This window comes from Streptomyces sp. NPDC057682, assembly GCF_042799575.1.
Lineage (GTDB): Bacteria > Actinomycetota > Actinomycetes > Streptomycetales > Streptomycetaceae > Streptomyces.
In genome coordinates this window covers 173,282-188,353 of record NZ_JBHVIN010000011.1, presented here as the reverse complement: position 1 = coordinate 188,353, position 15,072 = coordinate 173,282, and the positions used below count along the sequence as shown (strand labels likewise).

Genomic DNA, 15,072 nt, shown 5'->3' with positions numbered 1-15,072 from the left:
GGTGGCGGGGGGCGCGGCCCCGGACGGGGCCGGTGCGCCCTCTACCCGCCCGTCCCCTCCCGCCCCGCGGCCGGTGCGAGTTCGAGCGCGGCGTTCAGCTCGGCGGCGTCCGCCCGGACACGCGCACCGTCCAGGCGCAGCGTCGCCCGCCCCGAGGTGAGAACCGTCAGCGTCCGGGCGCATTCGGCCGCGAGCACCGGGCTGGGGGACACCAGCAGGACGGCGATGCCCTCGTCCGCGAGCGTGGCGACCAGTTCGTGCACCTGCCGGACGAGCACCGGCGCCAGCCCCTCGGTCGGCTCGTCGAGCAGCAGCACGCGCGGCGAACCCAGCAGCGCCCTGGCCAGGGCCAGCATCTGCTGTTCACCGCCCGACAGCGCCGAACCCCGGTGGCTCCGGCGCTCGCCCAGCCGGGGCAGCAGCTCCAGCACCCGTGCCGGTGTCCACACGCTGGGGCGGGTGGTGTCGCCGCGCCGGGGCGGGCGGTACGACAGCCGTAGGTGTTCGGCGACCGTGAGCCCGGCGAAGACGCGGCGCCCCTGCGGCACGAGCCCGATTCCGGCCCGTGCGATCCGGTGCGGCGGCCACCCCGTCACGTCCTGCCCGTCGAGGCGGACGGTGCCGGCCCCGGGGCGTATCAGCCCCGCGACGGTGTGGACGAGGGTCGACTTGCCGGCGCCGTTGTGGCCGACGACGGCGTGCACCGCGCCGGCGGGCACCGACAGGTCGAGCCCGTGCAGGACGGTGCCACCGTGGTAGCCCGCCGTGAGGCCGGTCAGTTCGAGCATCGGGGCCGGTCATCCTCTCGCTTCGGGGTCTGCTGCCGTGTCGGTACGGGGTTCGCCCGCGTCGGCGTCCGCTGCCGCCGGGGAGCCGGGCGCGCCCGTGTCCGGGCCCGGTGGGCTGCCCGTGTCCGGGTCCGGCGCCGTCCCGGTACGGGACCCGCCCGCCCCGGAGTCAGCCGTCCGCGAGCCGGACGCGCCCCCGCCGCCACCCGCCGGTGCCCCGCCCCCGTGGTAGGCCGCACGGACCTCCGGATGGGTGAGCACCTCCTGGGTCGGACCGGTGAGCAGGACGCGTCCCGCCGTCAGCACGGTCACCGTCGACGCGAGGTGGGCCACGACGTCGACATGGTGCTCCACCAGGACGATCGCGACGCTCTTCGGCAGCGCGCCGAGGATGTCGAGCAGCCGTCCGATGTCGCGGTCGGTCAGCCCGGCCGCCGGCTCGTCCAGGAGCAGCAGGCGCGGGTCACCGGCCAGAGCGGCGGCCAGATCCAGCATGCGGCGCCGGCCGTGGGAGAGCGTGGCGGCCGGCCGGTGCGCGAGGTCCGCCAGGCCGACCGTCTCCAGATGGCGGAGCGCGGACTCGGTGTGCGACCGGTGGCGGGACGGGCTGCGCCAGGCGCCGCGGCGCTTCGGATGGTGCGGCCAGCCGGCCAGGACGACATTGTCCAGCACGGTCAACTCGCCTATGACCGAGGGCTGCTGGAAACTGCGCGCGATGCCGAGCCGGCTCCGCCGGGCCGTGCTCCGCCGGGTGACGTCGGTGCCGTTCAGGGCGATCGTGCCGTGGTCGGGGCGGTCGGTGCCGGCGACGAGGTCGAGCAGCGTGGTCTTGCCGGCGCCGTTGGGGCCGATGACGGCGTGCCGGGCGCCCGGGGGCAGCCGCAGGCTGACGTCGTCCACGGCGGTGAGGCTGCCGTACCTCCGGGTGAGACCGCTCAGCTCCAGCACCGGCGGCTCCGGCGGTTCCGAGGGCACCGGCACCGTCACGGGGGCCGGGCCGGGGATCGGGTCGGGTGTCATGGCGAGGCCTCCCCGGCCGGGGCCGGTACGGGGGCGGACGGGGAAGAGCTGCCGGGCGGCGGTCCGTCCGGGGCGTGCCGGTCCTGACCCGGGCCGAGCAGCCCGGCCAGTCCGCGCGGCAGCAGGTACACGGCGGCCACGAACAGCGCGCCGAGCAGCAGCGGCCCGTGGCCAGGCCAGGAACCGGCCACCCAGTCCCGGGTCATGACGATGAGCCCGGCACCCAGCACCGCGCCGACGACGGACGTCGTCCCGCCGATGACGACGGCCAGCAGCGCGAACGCGGCGATCTCGAAGCCGACGTCGGCGGGGGAGAGGTACTGCTGCACGCTGACCATCAGCGAACCGCCGATGCCCGCCAGCGCGCCGGCGCCGATGTACGCCACCAGCAGATGGCGCCCCACCGGATGCCCCGAGGCACGCATCCTCGCCTCCGCGCCCCGGACCCCGGTCAGCAGTTTCCCGGCCGGGGAGCGCAGCACGAGGAGGGTGACGGCCACGGCGAGGACGGTGACGACGAGCGCGTAACGGTAGAGCGCGCTCTCCTCCGTCATCCCCTCCCCGCCCCACAGCGCCCGGGTGGCGGGGAAGCCGACGAGTCCGTCGGCGCCGCCGGTGAGGGACTTGACCTGGTTGATCACCACACCGGTCAGCTCGCCGACCGCCAGGGTGATCATCAGGACCGTGGTCCCGCGCGCCCGGATCACGGCGGGGCCCGTCACTGCGGAGAAGAGCGCCGCCGCGAGTGCGGACAGCACGATCTGGACGGGGCCCGCGGTCCACCCGGCGTCCGCGAGATTGGCGGTGGCGTACGCGCCGACGGCGAACGGCGCGGTCTGCCCGAGGGTGGGCAGACCGGCGTAGCCGGTGAGGACGGTGACGCTCACCGCGAGCAGTCCGAGCGCCAGGGCCGACCCGGCCAGCGAGATGCTGTACGCGTCGAGCACCCCCGGCAGCGCGATCAGCACGGCGAGGAGCACGAGCAGCGGAGCGGCCCGCCGCCCGGCCGCGCCGCCCGGCAGCCGGCGGAGGCGGGGGAGCCGGACGCGCAGGCGGTCCGCGAGGTGGCGGCGGAGCCGTTCGAGCGGGTCGGGGGAGGAGTCCCCCGGGCCCTGCGCGGTCTCCGGTTCGGCGATCCGGGGGCGGACGACGAGCACCGCCGCCATCGCCGCGAAGAGCAGGTACGGCGCCAGGTCCGGGGCCACCGAGACGCCCAGTGTCTGGACCTCGCCCACGGCGACGGCCGCGGCGAACGTCGCCCACAGCGAGCGCAGCCCGCCGAGGACGACGACCACGAGGGAGAGCATCAGCACGTTCTCGGACGTGCCGGGGCCGGGACCGATGATCGGTGCCCCGAGCACCCCCGCCGCACCGGCGAGGGCGCCCGCCGCCGCGAGCACCCCGGTGTGCACCGCCCGGGGGCTGTGTCCGGTGGCGGCGAGCATCTGCGGATCGTCGGCGGACGCCCGGACCGCCGTACCCATCCGGGTCCGGGTCAGCACCCAGGTGCCGACCGCCGCGAGCAGCACCGCCATCACGATGAAGCAGAGCCGGTACGCGGGGTAGCGGTGGCCCAGCAGCGTCACCGAGGTGTCGAGCGCCTCGGGGACGCGTACCGGGAGTTCGTCCGCGCCGAACAGCTGGACGAGCAGATCGCCGCCGATCAGGGCGAGTCCGAACGTGAGCAGGGCCTGGGCCAGATGCCCGCGTCGCGCGAGCGGGGCAGTCGCGGCGGACAGCCCCACTCCGGCGGCGCACGCCGCGGCCGTACCGGCGACCAGACCCAGGGCGAGCCCGCCCCAGGTGCCGTCGCTCAGCTCGGCGCCCGTGTAGGCGCCGATGGCGTACAGCGTGCCGTGCGAAAGGTTCAGCACGCCCGCGGTGCCGAAGGCGAGACTCAGACCGGCGGCGACCACGAACAGCAGCAGCCCGTAGGCCACACCGTCCACCGCCGGTACGAGGTGGGCGTCCAGGAGTCCCATGTCAGCTGCCGAGCGTCGCCAGGTCCTGGACCATGACGTTGGCCAGCTGGCCCCCGTCCTGCCGCACCTGGCGCAGGTACCAGGTCTGCACCGGCGAGTGCGCCTTGTCGCCGAACTCCCAGGCCCCGCGCGGGCTATCGATCTGACCGAGGTCCGCGATCGCCTCGTTGATCGTCTTCGAGGTCACGTCGCCCTTCTTCGCCGCGTTGGCGATGGCCTTGTCCAGCACCGCCGCGGCGTCGTACGACGCCATCGCGTACGTGGTCGGCTGGGTGTCGTGCTCCGCCGTCCAGTCGGCCGCGAACTTCCGGTTGGCGGCGTTGTCGAGGTCGGCCGCGTAGTTCAGGACGGAGTAGATGTCCTTCGCCGCGGCGCCCTGTGCCTGGAGCACGCTGCCCTCGGTCACGAAGGCCGTGTACAGCGGGAGGTCGGCGATGTCGGACTGGGCGTACTGCTTGGCGAAGTCGATGGCGGCCTTGCCGGCGTAGAAGCAGTACACCGCCTTGGCGTCCGTCTTCGCGATCTCGGCGAAGTACGGCATGAAGTTGGTCGTCTTCGGGAACGGCGTCCAGGTCGTCTTGCCGCCGGGGTTGGCGAGCTTCCCGCCGATCCGCTTGAACTCCTCGGTGAAGCCGCGCAGTTCGTCGTATCCGCCCTGGTAGTCCGGGCCGATCGCGTAGACGGGCCCGTCGACCGTCTTCTTCACGTACGGGGCGATGGCCTTGCCCGGCTCGTCGGACAGGAAGCTCGTCGTCCAGACGTACTCGATGTCCTTGACGGGCGGCCGGGCGTTCGAGCCCAGGAAGGGGATCTTGGCCTGGGTGACCAGCGGCAGCACCGCGTTGACCGAGCCGCCGCTGACGAGGCCGGTCAGCACGTCGACCTTGTCCTTCTTGACCAGCTTGGTCGCCGCCGGAACGGCGGTGGGCGGGCCGTCCCCCTCGTCCGCGACGACGAGCTTCACCTTCCGGCCGCCCAGTTTGTTTCCGTGGGTGCTCAGATACAGCTCGAAGCCGGCCCGCAGCTCGGTGCCGACCGGTTCGTAGGTGCCGGACAGGGAGGCCACGAGGCCGACCTTCACCGTGGCGTCGTCGCCGCTGTCGCCGCTGCATCCGGTGACGGCGGCCAGACCGAGGGCGAGGGCGGTGGCGACGGCCGGCCGCAGTCTGCGGCGGCGGGTGCGGGATATGTCGAAGAACATGAGGGCTCTCATCAGGAGTGGGTGGCGGACGGGGGAGTGGGGGCCGGGAACGGGGGAAGGACCCGGCCGGTCAGTGCGCCTGCGGGAGGCCCGCGTCGCGGACCTGGGGGGACAGCGCGTCACCGACCTGGTTGATCAGTTCGGACATCATGTAGCTGACCTCGCCGATGTCCGCGTCCCTGGTGGTGGTCACCAGCAAGGACGCACCGCTGGAGACCGCCATGGAGAACATGTAGCCACCCTCCATCGCGGTGAGGCTGTGCTCGACGGGGTCCGTGTTCGTCAACTGGGCCGCGGCGGAGAGCAGGTTGACGACTCCGGAGGCGATGGCGGCCAGCCGCTCGGCGTCGTCCCGCTCCACACCGGCGTAGGCCAGCGCGAGGCCGTCCACGGACACGGCGATCACCTGGGTGACGTCCGGGATGCGCGCGGCGAAACCGCTCAGGATCCAGTTCAGGTCGGTGGGAGAGGTCATTTCTCGGTCCGTTCGGTGGTGTCGTCGGCGGTGGAGCGCCCGCGGTTGTTCGTGCTCCGGTTGATGCCCTGGGCGTACGCGGCCAGGACGTCGGAGACCTGCCGGGAGTCCCGGCGGCGGGGCGACGGCCGGGGAGTCCCGGCGCCGTCCCGTTGGCCGGCGCCGTCCCGCCGGCCCGGGGCGGGCCGGTGCTGGGGCGTGCCGCGCTGCCGCAGCGGCAGCCCCGAGGGGCTGACCGCGTGCACGGCCGGGGCCGGTTCGTCGTGCACGGGATGCGGTGCGGGCGCGGTGCCGTGGTCGCGCGGGGCGGGGCCGGGCGGCGGAGCGGTCGGGACGCCACCGCGCTCGGGCCGCGCGGCCGGGGCGGTCGGCCGTCTGCGGACGGGCGGGGCCACCGGTCGGGGCGCCTCGTAGCGCACCCCGTCGTCGAGGCCGGCGGCAGGATCGGCCGGCGGCGGCTCGACCGGGGCGGCGGCCAGTACCTTCGCGGGCAGGGTGACCTCGGCGATGGTGCCGGGGCCGGACGAGCCGCGTAGTTCGACGACGATGCCGTGGCGCGCGGCGATCCGGGCCACCACGTGCAGCCCCATGGACCGTACGTCGCCGATGCCCGCCTGCGGCTGGCGCAGCGCGGTGTTGAGGAGGGCGCGGCGCTCCGCGGGGATGCCCACGCCCTCGTCGACGATCTGTACCACGGCCCGGTCCCACAGTCGCCACACGGCGACGCCGACCGGTTTGTCGGGGGCGGAGAACCGGGTCGCGTTGTCCAGGAGTTCGGCCAGGATGTGCGCCACGTCGTGCACGGCGCGGGCCGCGATGCCGATCCCCGCCTCGACGACACCGAGGGAGACCCGGTCGAAGCGCTCGATCTGCTGGGCCGCGGCCACGATCACGGAGGAGCAGGCGGCATCGGCGGTGCGGACCCGGGCGTTTCCGTAACCCCCCAGCACCAGGAGGCTGTTGGTGTTGCGCTCCATGCGGATCGCGAGGTGGTCGAGAGCGAAGAAGGCCCGCATCCGCTGCGGGTCGGCCTCGTCGCGCTGGACGGTGTCCAGCTCGGACACCATGACGGCCGTCAGCTGGGCGCCGCGCCGGGCGACCCCGACCAGCGTCTCGGCGAACTGCTCGTGCACATGAGCCTGTTGGGCGGCGAGCCGGACGGCCTCGTGGTGGACCGCGTTGAAGGCCTCACCGACCTCGCCGATCTCGTCCTTGCCGGTGGTCCCGACCGGATCGCCGGTCCGCCGCGCCACTTCCTCGGGCGTCGCACCGCTGAGCGCGCCGGGCCGGGACAGTTCGGCCATCACGGCGGGCAGCCCGGTGTGCGCGACGTCGTGGGCGGCGTTGCGCAGATCGCGCAGCCGCCGGATCATGACCCGGCCCAGCCGGACGGCGACGACGAATGCGCCGACCAGGGTCAGCACCACCAGCGTGATCTCGGCCCCGGCCGTCCACATGAGCGTGGAGCGGGCGTCGTAGACCGTGTCGCGGACGGAGGCGTCGATCCGCTGCTCCACCGAACGCAGCAGTGTCTGACGGTCGTTGAAGGCCTTCTGCCATTTCTCCGGGGCGACATCGATGTCCTTGCCGGTGCCCGTGCGCCCGATCTCGTCCTCCAGCCGGCGGGCCTCCATGGCCTTCGCTCCGGAGAGGGTGCGCTCCAGCCAGGTCCGCCACTCACCGGGGCCGAGGTCGAACAGCACACCGATCGATTCGGTGTAGCCGAGCCGGCCGGCGTCGAAGGTCCGCTGCGAGGCGATGGTGAAGCCGCCGGCGGCCTGTGCCTTCGCGACGGTGACCTGCTGCTGGGCGGTGTGCTCGGCCGCCTCGGAGAGGGCGGCGGCGGCGCGGATGCGGTCCGCGATCCCGGCGTCGACCCCGTCCGCCTGCGCGATCCCGTCGCGGTAGCCGTTGAGGTCGGCGATGACGATCCGGTAGCCGAAGGCGAGCGCGGAGACCGTGCTGCTGCCGGAACGGGCCTGCGCGCGCAGCGCGGGCATGTCGTCGATGAAGCGCTCGATACGGTCCAGGGCGGCCCGGGTGCTGCCCGGAACCCCGGACAGGTCCTTGATCCGGCTCCGGAACCCGGTGACGCTCCGGTCGGTCGCGTCGGCGCGTAAGCGGAAGGCGTTCGCGTCCCCCTGTCCGGAGACCAGTGCGGTCGCCGCCGCCCGCTCGCGCTGTAACTGGTGGGCCAGCTCGCCCGCACCGGCCGCGGCGTCGACCATCGAGGCCAGCCGGTCGGCCTGGAGCGCCTTCTCGGTGGCGGGGGCCAGGGCCAGCACCGAGAAGGTGACGGCCACGGTGAGCGGTGCGGTGACGAGCAGTACGAGACGTCGATTGATTCTCACTGCGCGGCTCCGTCGCCGGAACCGGTCCTGAATATCGGTAACACGCAGATACCTGTCAACGGGGTGTGGGGGGCCATGGGCATGTCGGAACACACCATCCGAGCTGTGACGGATGGCGCGAAAGGGACTGGTGGGACTGGTGTGACGCGGCATGATCCTATGCCGTAGCCAGGGCTTTGGGGTGGGTACATCGATGAAAGAGATACGTACTCAACCGCGCACAACCGCTCCCACCCGGTCGCATCCGGTCACGAGGTACCCGAAGCCGGACACCGGGCAACCCGGCACCGGGCACCCGGCGACCGGACGACCCGGCACCGGGCACCCGGCGACCGGACGACCCGGCACCGGACGACCGGACGACCCGGCACCGGACGACCCGGCGCTGAACGCCCGACGACCGGGCCCGGCCTCAGTCCCGGGACGCCGTGTTCAGCCGGGCCGCCTGGCGCGTCAGATGGTCGCGTTCCGGAACGGTCGGCGCCGTCCGGGCGGCCCGGACGTACAGCCGCGCCGCCGTCTCCGGGTCCCCGTCGCGTTCGTGGAGGTACGCCGAGACCGCCGCGTACCTCGGCAGTCCGGGGTCCAGGCCGTCCAGCGCTGCCAGACCGGCCCGGGGGCCGTCGGCCTCGCCCACCGCGACGGCGCGGTTGAGCCGGACCACCGGACTGTCCGTGAGGCGGACCAGCTCGTCGTACCACTCCACGATCTGCACCCAGTCGGTCTCCTCCGCCGACCGCGCGTCGGCGTGCAGCGCGGCGACGGCCGCCTGCGCCTGGAACTCGCCCAGCCGGTCGCGGGCGAGCGCGGCCTGGAGCACCCCGACCCCCTCGGCGATCATCCGGGTGTCCCACAGCCCCCGGTCCTGCTCGGCCAGCGGGACCAGCCGCCCGCCCGGGGCGGTCCGGGCCGGGCGTCGGGCGTGGTGCAGCAGCATGAGCGCCAGCAGGCCCGCGACCTCCTCGTCGTCCGTCCCGGCCGCCAGCCGGCGGGTCAGCCGGATGGCCTCCGCCTCCAGGTCGACCTCACCGGAGTAGCCCTCGTTGAACACCAGATAGAGGACGCGCCGCACGGTTGCGAGATCGCCGGGCCGGTCGAACCGGACCGTCGACACCGTCCTCTTGGCCCGGCTGATCCGCTGGGCCATCGTCGCCTCCGGCACCAGATAGGCGCGGGCGATCTGCCGTGTGGTCAGCCCGCCGACCGCGCGCAGGGTGAGCGCCACGGCCGAGGCCGGGGTGAGCGAGGGATGCGCGCACAGGAAGTACAGCCGCAGCGAGTCGTCCACCGCCTCGGCCGGTCCCGGGGCGGGTTCGGCATCGACCCGTTCCTCGCGCCGGCGCCGCGCGGTGTCCGCGCGGACGGCGTCCAGATACTTGCGCCAGGCCACGGTGATCAGCCAGCCCTTGGGGTCCCGCACCGGGGCCCCCTCGCCCGGACCACCGGGGGAGGAGGCGTCCGGCCAGGTGCGGACCGCTTCGACCAGGGCGTCCTGGACCGCGTCCTCGGCCGCCGCGAAATCGGCTCCGCGGCGGACGAGGACCCCGATCACCGCAGGCACCAGGTCCCGCAGCAGCGACGTGTTCACTCGGCCGCGGCGGGGTTCACCCCGTAGAACGGACGCAGCTCGATCCACTCGTGGATCGGCTTCCCGCCCGCGCCCGGGGCCGCCGACAGCTCGCCCGCCAGCTCCACCGCGCGGTCGTACGTCTCGACGTCGATGATCATCCATCCCGCGATCAGGTCCTTCGTCTCCGCGAAGGGGCCGTCGGTCACCGGCGGCCGGCCCTCCCCGTCGTAGCGGACGAAGGTGCCCTCGGGGGAGAGCGCCTGGCCGTCCACGTACTCACCGGTCTTCTCCAGACGGTCGGCGAAGTCCTGCATGTACTGCATGTGGTCGGTCACCTCCGAGGGCGTCCAGCGGTCCATCGGCACGTCGTTGACCGCCTCGGGCGCGCCCCGGTAGTGCTTGAGAAGCAGGTACTTGGCCATCGTGTTCTCCTGGTTCGAGGTACGGCCATCGTGGCCGTGTTCGAGCCTGGGACGGAGCGGGACGCGCGTTCTCGACATCGATCGGGAAGAAAATCCGGGAATTCTCCGGAGGGATTCCCGGGGATGTCTACGGGAGGGGTGCAGGGGGTGGCGATCGGGTGCCGTCGGCGCTCCGGCCGGGTGTCGGGGGCGGCCGGACATGACCCTTCCACGGCGATGTACTAGAGTTATCTCGACATCGAGATATATGCCGAAGGCGCACAGCGGACGGCCGCAGGTAAGGGTTACCTAACTAATCCTTGCCTCAGCGGATGGTCGGCGGGCCGAGGCGGCACCACGCGGCGCCCGCCGAAGCGAGGCGCGGCGCGGGGTTACGCGCACATTGATGAAGGAGACTGTCGTGTCGGCGAACAGCTTCGACGCCCGCAGCACGCTGCGCGTGGGCGACGAGTCGTACGAGATCTTCAGGCTGGACAAGGTCGAGGGCTCCGCGCGCCTCCCCTACAGCCTGAAGGTGCTGCTGGAGAACCTGCTCCGCACGGAGGACGGCGCGAACATCACCGCCGACCACATCCGGGCGCTCGGCGGCTGGGACTCCCAGGCGCAGCCCAGCCAGGAGATCCAGTTCACGCCGGCCCGTGTGATCATGCAGGACTTCACCGGTGTGCCGTGCGTCGTGGACCTCGCGACCATGCGTGAGGCCGTCAAGGAGCTGGGCGGCGACCCGGCGAAGATCAACCCCCTCGCGCCGGCCGAGCTGGTCATCGACCACTCCGTCATCGCCGACAAGTTCGGTACGAAGGACGCCTTCGGCCAGAACGTCGAGCTGGAGTACGGCCGCAACAAGGAGCGCTACCAGTTCCTGCGCTGGGGCCAGACCGCCTTCGACGAGTTCAAGGTCGTCCCGCCGGGCACCGGCATCGTCCACCAGGTCAACATCGAGCACCTGGCCCGCACGGTCATGGTCCGGGGCGGCCAGGCGTACCCCGACACCCTCGTCGGCACCGACTCGCACACCACCATGGTCAACGGCCTCGGTGTGCTGGGCTGGGGCGTCGGCGGCATCGAGGCCGAGGCCGCGATGCTGGGCCAGCCGGTCTCCATGCTCATCCCGCGCGTCGTCGGCTTCAAGCTGACCGGCGAGCTGCCGGCCGGCACCACCGCCACCGACCTCGTGCTGACCATCACCGAGATGCTCCGCAAGCACGGCGTCGTCGGCAAGTTCGTCGAGTTCTACGGTGAGGGCGTCGCCGCCACCTCGCTCGCCAACCGCGCCACCATCGGCAACATGTCGCCGGAGTTCGGCTCCACCGCCGCGATCTTCCCGATCGACGACGAGACGCTGAACTACCTGCGTCTGACCGGCCGTGACGCCCAGCAGGTCGCGCTCGTCGAGGCGTACGCCAAGGAGCAGGGCCTCTGGCTCGACCCGGCCGCCGAGCCCGACTTCTCCGAGAAGCTGGAGCTGGACCTCTCCACGGTCGTCCCGTCGATCGCCGGTCCGAAGCGCCCGCAGGACCGCATCGTCCTCGCCAACGCCAAGGCCCAGTTCGCCCAGGACGTCCGCAACTACGTGGACAGCGTGGACGAGGCGGGCAAGGAGTCCTTCCCGGCCTCCGACTCCCCGGCCATCGCCGCCGCGGGCCCGACGAACCCGGTCACCGTCACCGCCCCCGACGGCACCACGTACGAGATCGACCACGGCGCCGTCACCGTCGCCGCGATCACCTCCTGCACCAACACCTCGAACCCGTACGTCATGGTCGCCGCCGCGCTCGTGGCGAAGAAGGCGGTCGAGAAGGGCCTGACCCGCAAGCCGTGGGTCAAGACCACCCTCGCCCCGGGCTCCAAGGTCGTCACCGACTACTTCGACAAGGCGGGCCTGACCCCGTACCTCGACAAGGTCGGCTTCAACCTCGTCGGCTACGGCTGCACCACCTGCATCGGCAACTCCGGCCCGCTGCCGGAGGAGGTCTCCAAGGCGGTCAACGAGCACGACCTGGCCGTGACCTCGGTGCTCTCCGGCAACCGCAACTTCGAGGGCCGGATCAACCCCGACGTCAAGATGAACTACCTGGCGTCCCCGCCGCTGGTCGTCGCGTACGCCATCGCCGGTTCGATGAAGGTCGACATCACCAAGGACGCCCTCGGCGTCGACCAGGACGGCAAGCCGGTCCACCTCGCGGACATCTGGCCCTCCGAGGCCGAGGTCAACGACGTCGTGGCGAACGCCATCGGCGAGGACATGTTCAACAAGTCCTACCAGGACGTCTTCGCGGGCGACGCCCAGTGGCAGGCGCTGCCCATCCCGACCGGCAACACCTTCGAGTGGGACGCCGAGTCCACCTACGTGCGCAAGCCCCCGTACTTCGAGGGCATGACCATGGAGACCACGCCGGTCGAGGACATCGCCGGCGCCCGGGTCCTGGCCAAGCTCGGCGACTCGGTCACCACCGACCACATCTCCCCGGCCGGTGCGATCAAGGCCGACACCCCGGCCGGTCAGTACCTCACGGAGCACGGCATCGAGCGTCGTGACTTCAACTCCTACGGCTCGCGCCGTGGCAACCACGAGGTCATGATCCGCGGCACGTTCGCCAACATCCGCCTGCGCAACCAGATCGCGCCGGGCACGGAGGGCGGCTTCACCCGCGACTTCACCCAGGACGGCGGTCCGGTGTCGTTCATCTACGACGCCTCGCAGAACTACCAGGCCGCCGGCACCCCGCTGGTCATCCTGGCCGGCAAGGAGTACGGCTCCGGCTCGTCCCGCGACTGGGCGGCCAAGGGCACCGCGCTCCTGGGCGTCAAGGCCGTCATCGCCGAGTCCTACGAGCGCATCCACCGCTCGAACCTCATCGGCATGGGCGTCCTCCCGCTCCAGTTCCCCGAGGGCCAGACCGCCGAGTCCCTGGGTCTCACCGGCGAGGAGACCTTCTCCTTCACCGGCGTGACCGAGCTGAACGACGGCACCACCCCGCGCACGGTCAAGGTCACCACCGACACCGGCGTCGAGTTCGACGGCGTCGTCCGCATCGACACCCCCGGCGAGGCGGACTACTACCGCAACGGCGGCATCCTGCAGTACGTGCTCCGCAGCCTGATCCGCAGCTAGGTCGCCCCGCCCGGTCCCCCAGGGGGCCGGGCCCGGCACGGCGAGAGGGCCGCACCCCCGGTGACGGGGGTGCGGCCCTCTCTCAATGTGTGGGGGGTGCGGCGGGGATCAGAACAGGAAGCGGTAGGTGTTCCAGCCGCCGCTGCCGATCTTCACGCGGCCGCTGTACGGGGCCGAGGCCTTGCCGGTGCCCTTGTACAGGTACAGCGCACCGGTCTTGTCGCGGGCGATGAGGTCGGTCTTGCCGTCCTCGGTGATGTCGCCCGTGGAGATGAGCTGGTTGTACGTGTTCCAGCCGGCACCGATCTTGGTGCGGGTGGCGAAGGGCGCCTTGTAGTTGCCGGTGCCCTTGTACAGCCACAGCACGCCGGACGAGTCGCGGGCGACGATGTCGTTCTTGCCGTCGCCGGTGAGGTCGCCGTTGCCGGCGATCTCGGTGTACGCGTTCCAGCCGCCGCCGACCTTGTAGCGGCTGGTCAGCGAGCCGTTGCCGTAGTTCAGGTACAGGTACAGGTTGCCGCTCTTGTCACGGCCGAGCAGGTCGCCCGCCGCGGCGCCGCCGAGGTTGCCGGGGGAGACCACCTTGTTGTAGATGTTCCAGCCCTTGCCGACCTGGGTCGGCGTGGTGGCGTCGAACTTCAGGTACCCGAGGTACCCGTCGGTCTCGCGGAACCAGATGCCGTCGCTGTCGCCGCTGGCCTTCTGGGTGTTGGCGACCTGGAGCAGGTTGGCGACACCCGCCCAGCCCGAGCCCTTGTCCTCGCGAGCGGTGAGGCCGCCCTTGCCGTTGGACCGGTACGCGTACGCGTCGCCGGCGGAGGTGACCCCGTACAGCGCGAAGTTGGGGGCGACGGCGGCCGCGGCGGCGGTGGCCGCGGCGGGAGCCTTGTCCGACGAGCCGAGCGCGGGGCTCGGGGAGTCGGAGGCGAAGGCGGTGGTGCCCGTGCCGACCAGGGCGGCGGTGAGCGCCACGGCGGCCGCGCGGGCGGCTATGCGTCTGTGCTTACGGCCAGAAGTTTCGGCCACGAAGTACTCCATGGGTCTGGATGACATGTGGCCCGCCCACCCGATCCGGGTGAGCAGGCCACGGGATTCATGCGAATCGTGTCATGACTTCGAGGGGAAAACCTCCACCTTTGGTCAGAAGATCAGACGGTAGGTGTTCCAGCCACCGTTCCCGATCTTCACGGCGCTCGCGTACGGCGCCGCCGCCTTGCCGGTGCCCTTGTACAGGAAGAGCGCACCGGCCTTGTCACGGGCGATGAGGTCCGTGATGCCGTCCAGGTCGATGTCGCCGGTGGCGTAGAGGCCGTTGTACGCGTTCCAGCCGCCGCCGATCCTGGTGCGGGTGGCGAACGGGGCCTTGTAGTCACCCGTGCCCTTGTAGAGCCACAGCACGCCGGACGTGTCGCGGGCGACGAGGTCGTTCTTGCCGTCGCCGGTCAGGTCGCCGTTGCCGGTGAGCTGCGTGTAGGCGTTCCAGCCGCCGCCGACCTTGTACCGCTTGGTAACGGTTCCGTCGCCGTAGCCCAGGTACAGGTAGAGATAGCCGCTCTTGTCGCGGCCGAGCAGATCGCCGGCCTCGGCGCCGCCGAGGTTGCCGGGCGCGACGAGCTTGTCGTAGATGTTCCAGCCGTGTCCGACCTTCTCCGGGTCGGATCCGTCGTTGGCGGCGTAGTCGAGGATGCCCGCCGCATTGGTCTGCCAGCGGCCGTCGGCCACGCCGTCCGCGTCGTTGTCCACGCGGCCGGCGAACGTGACGTCCTTCCAGCCGGTGTCCAGCGGGGTGCGGGCCGTCAGACCGCCCTCACCGGTCGGGGCGTAGTAGTACGAGGCGCCGGCGGCGTCGAGGCCGACCACGCCGAACATGGGCGCGTCGGCGGGTTCGGCCGCGAAGGCGGTGGCGCCGGTGCCGACGAGCGCCGCGGCTATCGCGGCGGCGGCGAGACGGGAGGCTGCGCGTGCGGGCAGCCGGCCAGAGGTCTTGGCCACGTGTGTTCTCCATGGATGACGGGACGAGGCGTGACGCGCCGCGGGATACGGGGACACGCCACGGAATTGATGTGATCCTTTCACGAGACCCTCACCGCACCAAGGGTTTGACGAGAGGCGTCAAGTCCGCATGTGCGCCCCGGGAACGGGCTGTTG

The 15,072-nt window shown here is 72.1% G+C and carries 11 protein-coding genes; 1 reads left to right on the top strand and 10 read right to left on the bottom strand.

Annotated elements, in window-relative coordinates:
* Positions 1-41: 41 nt before the first annotated feature.
* The 8 genes from ACFVDM_RS21420 to ACFVDM_RS21385 all read right to left on the bottom strand — a co-directional run bounded on the left by ACFVDM_RS21420 (position 42) and on the right by ACFVDM_RS21385 (position 9,809).
* Positions 42-788 (bottom strand): ABC transporter ATP-binding protein, encoded by a 747-nt coding sequence (locus tag ACFVDM_RS21420; RefSeq protein WP_383642122.1) that lies wholly within the window; start codon positions 786-788, stop codon positions 42-44.
* Between the two features lie 9 nt (positions 789-797).
* A complete protein-coding gene (locus tag ACFVDM_RS21415; RefSeq protein WP_383642119.1) occupies positions 798-1,808 on the bottom strand; it encodes an ABC transporter ATP-binding protein in 1,011 nt (336 codons plus the stop codon).
* Positions 1,805-3,790, bottom strand: coding sequence for a branched-chain amino acid ABC transporter permease (locus tag ACFVDM_RS21410; RefSeq protein ID WP_383642116.1), 1,986 nt, complete (start codon positions 3,788-3,790; stop codon positions 1,805-1,807). The genes ACFVDM_RS21415 and ACFVDM_RS21410 overlap by 4 nt, the downstream gene beginning before the upstream one ends.
* A 1-nt stretch (position 3,791) precedes the next feature.
* Positions 3,792-4,991, bottom strand: a complete 1,200-nt coding sequence (locus ACFVDM_RS21405; RefSeq protein ID WP_383642449.1) for an ABC transporter substrate-binding protein — start codon at positions 4,989-4,991, stop codon at positions 3,792-3,794.
* 70 nt (positions 4,992-5,061) lie between these two features.
* Positions 5,062-5,466: a roadblock/LC7 domain-containing protein gene (locus ACFVDM_RS21400; protein ID WP_383642113.1), complete on the bottom strand. Its 405-nt coding sequence runs from the start codon at positions 5,464-5,466 to the stop codon at positions 5,062-5,064.
* Positions 5,463-7,817 carry a nitrate- and nitrite sensing domain-containing protein gene (locus ACFVDM_RS21395; RefSeq protein ID WP_383642111.1) on the bottom strand — a complete coding sequence of 785 codons (2,355 nt, stop codon included), beginning with the start codon at positions 7,815-7,817 and terminating at the stop codon, positions 5,463-5,465. Before ACFVDM_RS21395 ends, ACFVDM_RS21400 begins: the two co-directional genes overlap by 4 nt.
* 412 nt (positions 7,818-8,229) lie before the next feature.
* Positions 8,230-9,405: an RNA polymerase sigma factor gene (locus tag ACFVDM_RS21390; RefSeq protein WP_383642108.1), complete on the bottom strand. Its 1,176-nt coding sequence runs from the start codon at positions 9,403-9,405 to the stop codon at positions 8,230-8,232.
* The gene (locus ACFVDM_RS21385; protein ID WP_383642105.1) at positions 9,402-9,809 is read right to left on the bottom strand and encodes a YciI family protein; all 408 of its coding nucleotides are present in this window, start codon (positions 9,807-9,809) and stop codon (positions 9,402-9,404) included. Before ACFVDM_RS21385 ends, ACFVDM_RS21390 begins: the two co-directional genes overlap by 4 nt.
* A gap of 400 nt (positions 9,810-10,209) precedes the next feature.
* Here ACFVDM_RS21385 and acnA point away from each other — a divergent pair, with 400 nt between their 5' ends.
* On the top strand, positions 10,210-12,924 hold the full coding sequence (gene acnA / locus ACFVDM_RS21380) for an aconitate hydratase AcnA (RefSeq protein WP_383642102.1): 2,715 nt from the start codon (positions 10,210-10,212) through the stop codon (positions 12,922-12,924).
* A gap of 108 nt (positions 12,925-13,032) precedes the next feature.
* On the opposite strand, the gene ACFVDM_RS21375 is transcribed toward acnA, so the two are convergent.
* Together ACFVDM_RS21375 and ACFVDM_RS21370 are read right to left on the bottom strand one after the other, a co-directional pair.
* Positions 13,033-13,977 (bottom strand): FG-GAP repeat domain-containing protein, encoded by a 945-nt coding sequence (locus ACFVDM_RS21375; RefSeq protein WP_383642100.1) that lies wholly within the window; start codon positions 13,975-13,977, stop codon positions 13,033-13,035.
* A gap of 87 nt (positions 13,978-14,064) precedes the next feature.
* Positions 14,065-14,916 (bottom strand): FG-GAP repeat domain-containing protein, encoded by an 852-nt coding sequence (locus ACFVDM_RS21370; protein WP_383642097.1) that lies wholly within the window; start codon positions 14,914-14,916, stop codon positions 14,065-14,067.
* Positions 14,917-15,072: the final 156 nt, after the last annotated feature.

Bases quoted from the DNA above. Each gene is read 5' to 3' on its own strand.
- ACFVDM_RS21375 (WP_383642100.1), bottom strand. From the start codon at position 13,977: ATGTCATCCAGACCCATGGAGTACTTCGTGGCCGAAACTTCTGGCCGT.
- ACFVDM_RS21420 (WP_383642122.1), bottom strand. From the start codon at position 788: ATGCTCGAACTGACCGGCCTCACGGCGGGCTACCACGGTGGCACCGTC.
- ACFVDM_RS21405 (WP_383642449.1), bottom strand. From the start codon at position 4,991: ATGTTCTTCGACATATCCCGCACCCGCCGCCGCAGACTGCGGCCGGCC.
- ACFVDM_RS21385 (WP_383642105.1), bottom strand. From the start codon at position 9,809: ATGGCCAAGTACCTGCTTCTCAAGCACTACCGGGGCGCGCCCGAGGCG.
- ACFVDM_RS21410 (WP_383642116.1), bottom strand. From the start codon at position 3,790: ATGGGACTCCTGGACGCCCACCTCGTACCGGCGGTGGACGGTGTGGCC.
- ACFVDM_RS21415 (WP_383642119.1), bottom strand. From the start codon at position 1,808: ATGACACCCGACCCGATCCCCGGCCCGGCCCCCGTGACGGTGCCGGTG.
- ACFVDM_RS21400 (WP_383642113.1), bottom strand. From the start codon at position 5,466: ATGACCTCTCCCACCGACCTGAACTGGATCCTGAGCGGTTTCGCCGCG.